The organism is Mesorhizobium sp. M7A.F.Ca.CA.004.06.1.1 (genome assembly GCF_003999135.1).
Taxonomy (GTDB): Bacteria; Pseudomonadota; Alphaproteobacteria; order Rhizobiales; family Rhizobiaceae; genus Mesorhizobium.
This window is the reverse complement of sequence record NZ_RZPQ01000638.1, coordinates 1-3,451: the sequence shown is the minus strand read 5'-3', so window position 1 is coordinate 3,451 and position 3,451 is coordinate 1. Positions and strand designations below refer to the sequence as shown.

Here is a 3,451-nt window from a genome sequence, read left to right as displayed (position 1 = left end):
GCGCCGAATTTTCGCGGCCCCTGGACGCCGCATCCCAAAAATCCCGTGCTGATCGACATTGCCTCGGCGCGGCCGGCCGGCCGCATGGTCAGGCGCGGCAACGACCTGCTGCGCCCGGTGCAGGACTGCCGCAGGAGCTATGGCGCGGCGCTTGGCATCGCACGCATTTCTCACCTTGATTTGATCGGCATGGAGCAGGTCGTTGAAACCATCTTAAATCCAGGTGCGCTATGGAGCGGGCGTAAACTTCACACGCTCAACGAGGCTGGCGGCTTTGAGTTCATCGATGGCTCGGCGATCGCACCGCGCTGGAAGCAGCGGACCCGCGATTAACCTAAACATTGGTTACTACCAGGCACGCGCTCCGGTTGCTTGCGGTTGATTTAGCTCCGGAAGATATTTTCTACCGGAGATTGTGAAACGTGCAGTTGCCACCAGAAAGGGCAGCAAAATGAGTATCTCAGAGGCTGGCCCGGCCCAAGTCGATGTGGCGATCGTCGGCGCCGGAATGGCCGGCACCACCTTGGCAATGCTGTTGGGACAAGCCGGGCGCAAGGTGGCGCTGATTGATCCGCACCGCGTCCACCACGAGGAATTCCGGGCCGAGAAGATCGGCATGGATCAGATGCTTCTGTTCGAAAAGCTCGGCCTCGATGCGACACTCAAGAGCCTCGTCACCTCGACGACCGACACGCATATCTTCCGCCTCGGCCAGTTCTTCGCGCATGAGAAGAAGGCTGAATTCACATTCTCCTATGGCGCGTTGATCAATGGCCTGCGCGACGCCTTGCCTGCGCAAGTACCGCTGACGGTCGGCAAGGTGACCGAGGTCTCGACTGGACCGGACCGGCAGCGGCTTGTGCTGGCCGACGGCGCCGTCATCGATGCCCGCCTGCTGGTGGTTGCAACCGGCCACGGCGAGGCGGTGCGGCGCGCCGTCGGCGTCGAGCGTATCGAGCAATCGAAGGCGCATTCACTGTCGATGGGATTCGACCTCGCCATCTCCCCGCGTGATTTCGGTCATCAGTCCGTCACCTGCTACAGCAGGCGGGCTGCCGACCGTATCGCCTACATCAGCATCTTTCCCCTCGGCGACAAGATGCGGGCGAACATGTTCGGCTATCGGCAAGTGGCCGAGCCGTGGACGCGGGCGTTTCGCCAGGAACCGCAAAAGATGCTCTGCGAGCTGATGCCCGAAATAGCGGCGCGATGCGGCAACTTCGAAGTCGCAAGTCCTGTCGAGGTCAGGCAGATCAGCCTGAGCACCACGCAAGGCCATCGCCGCGACGGGGTCATCTTCATCGGCGATGCTTTCTGTACCACGTGTCCAACACCGGGCGTCGGCATCGGCCGGGTGATGACCGACGTCGATCAGCTCCATTCGGTTCACATTCCGCAATGGCTCGAAACACCAGGCATGGCGGCTGACAAGATCAACGCCTTCTATGACGACCCGGTCAAGGTGGCTGCCGATGAGGATGGCATGCGGGTGAGTTACTATGCCAAGTCGATCACCGCCGGCACCGGACTGGAATGGCGCGCAAGGCGCTTGCGCAACAACACCGCGCGCCGGCTGATGATCATCGGCCGCAAGGTCCGGCATTTGGGACAGCGGCGGGTGCCCATGGCCAATATGCAATAGGGCGCGACCAGTCGCGCCCTATCGATTGCCAATATTGATTGCCTTATAAGGCGAATGCGTCAGACGCCAACCGCTCAGGTTGCCGTCGACGGAGGTGCCGATGGGGTAGTCTGGGCCGTGACGCCCGAAAGCCTGTCGCGCTTCTGCAAGGTTGGTTTCTCGTATTTCTTCACTGTAAAGTGCCCTCCAAATTGGTACGGCGCCAGCAGAACCAATTCCCTGCCCCGTGTCAATTGCGTCATTACTGGTTCTTACGTCGTCTCCTCGCCATCGTAGTCAAACGATTCTTCACTGTTGCATTGCCGGCACATATCGGCTCCAACAGGACACCTCATCCCAGCGCCAATCCCGCTCTACTCGCCTCCCCGCGCGATGTTGTAAATCGTTTCATCCAGGGTATTTTGGCCATCGGAACAGAGGGAATAGTCATGTCCAACAGCGCCTTGCCGCTGGTTATCAGTGCGCCGGAACCACGCACGCTGGAGCTGATCTTCACAGCCCGGCAGCTGGCGCGGCTCAAGGCGCACTATCGCATTGTCGAGACGACCGCTGACGGCGTCGCGAAACTGCCGGCCGACGTGCTGGCCGAGGCGCGCTACATCATCGGCCAGCCGCCCATATCGCCCGAAACGCTCGACCGGATGAAGGCGCTGCGCTGCGTCTTCAATGTCGAGACCAACCTCATCAACAACATGCCCTACGAGACCTTGTTCGCGCGCGGTATCCATGTCGTCACCACCGGCCTGGTGTTCGCCGAGCCGGTCGCAGAGCTTGGCCTTGCCATGGCGCTCAACCTCGCCCGCGACATCGTCGATGCCGACCTCGCCTTCCGCCAGGGACAGGAACTGTGGGGCGGCGACGGCAACCAGACGGCGCGGCTCCTGTCCGGCGCGGATGTCGGGATCATCGGTTTCGGCGATCTCGGCCGGGCGCTGAACCGGCTGCTGTCGGGCTTCCGCACCCGCACCAAAGTCTTCGATCCCTGGCTGCCGCCATCGATCCTCATCGACAATGGCGTCGAGCCGGCCTCTCTCGACGAGGTGCTGTCGACCAGCGACTTCATCTTCGTCGTTGCCTCGGTGACCAGCGAGAACCAGGGTTTTCTCGGTGCCGAGGCCTTTGCCGGCATGCGCAAGGGCGCCGCCTTCATCCTGCTCAGCCGCGCCGGCGTGGTGGACTTCCCGGCGCTGATGGCGGCGGTGAAGAGCGGCCACATCGTCGCCGCCAGCGACGTTTTCCCCGAAGAACCGCTGGCGCGGGACCATCCGGTGCGCACCCTGCCCGGCTTTCTGCGCTCGGCTCACCGTGCCGGCGCGCTCGACATCGCCTTCAAGCGCATGGGCGATATGGTGCTGGAGGACATGGACCTGATCGACCGCGGCCTGCCGCCGCTGCGCTCCAAGCGCGCCGAGCGCGAGACGGTTTCGCGCATGCGTTCCAAGCCGGCCGACAGGAATTGAGGCGTGGGTTTTCGTCCCGGTTGGCCGGCCCTCGACAAGGTCGGCTTGACAAGGGCGCGGCCGGCGATGACGCTGCCGCAATCGAACTTTGCGGAGGGAGGCCATGAACATGAAGAAGCTCTATGAAAAGCCGATGCTGCTCAAACGGCAGAAACTCTCCGCCGTGACGGCGCAGCAAGCCAATTCAGGCGTAATAGGCCCGACAGGCCCGGCAGGCTGACACCTCGCGGCATCCAATGAAGGTTAGCATCGGACGCACCCGGGGCGGGCGGTACGGCAGCCGCTCCAGGCGCAGCTTCAGTGTCCACGGCTGCTCTTCGCCCTGCGGGCGACCGCTTCCATAAAAGAG

3 protein-coding genes and 1 pseudogene are annotated in these 3,451 nt (G+C 62.7%); all 4 read left to right on the top strand.

From position 1 onward, the window contains the following. Window positions 1–333 (top strand): annotated as a pseudogene (locus tag EN906_RS27430) (formyl transferase); the annotation flags it as partial. A 118-nt stretch (window positions 334–451) separates the two neighbouring features. After that, window positions 452–1,642 carry an NAD(P)/FAD-dependent oxidoreductase gene (locus EN906_RS27425; RefSeq protein WP_127272563.1) on the top strand — a complete coding sequence of 397 codons (1,191 nt, stop codon included), beginning with the start codon at window positions 452–454 and terminating at the stop codon, window positions 1,640–1,642. A gap of 428 nt (window positions 1,643–2,070) precedes the next feature. Then, the gene (locus EN906_RS27420; protein WP_127273721.1) at window positions 2,071–3,102 is read left to right on the top strand and encodes a hydroxyacid dehydrogenase; all 1,032 of its coding nucleotides are present in this window, start codon (window positions 2,071–2,073) and stop codon (window positions 3,100–3,102) included. Between the two features lie 103 nt (window positions 3,103–3,205). After that, window positions 3,206–3,322, top strand: coding sequence for a putative RiPP precursor (locus EN906_RS27415; RefSeq protein ID WP_306245655.1), 117 nt, complete (start codon window positions 3,206–3,208; stop codon window positions 3,320–3,322). The last annotated feature ends 129 nt before the right edge of the window (window positions 3,323–3,451 follow it).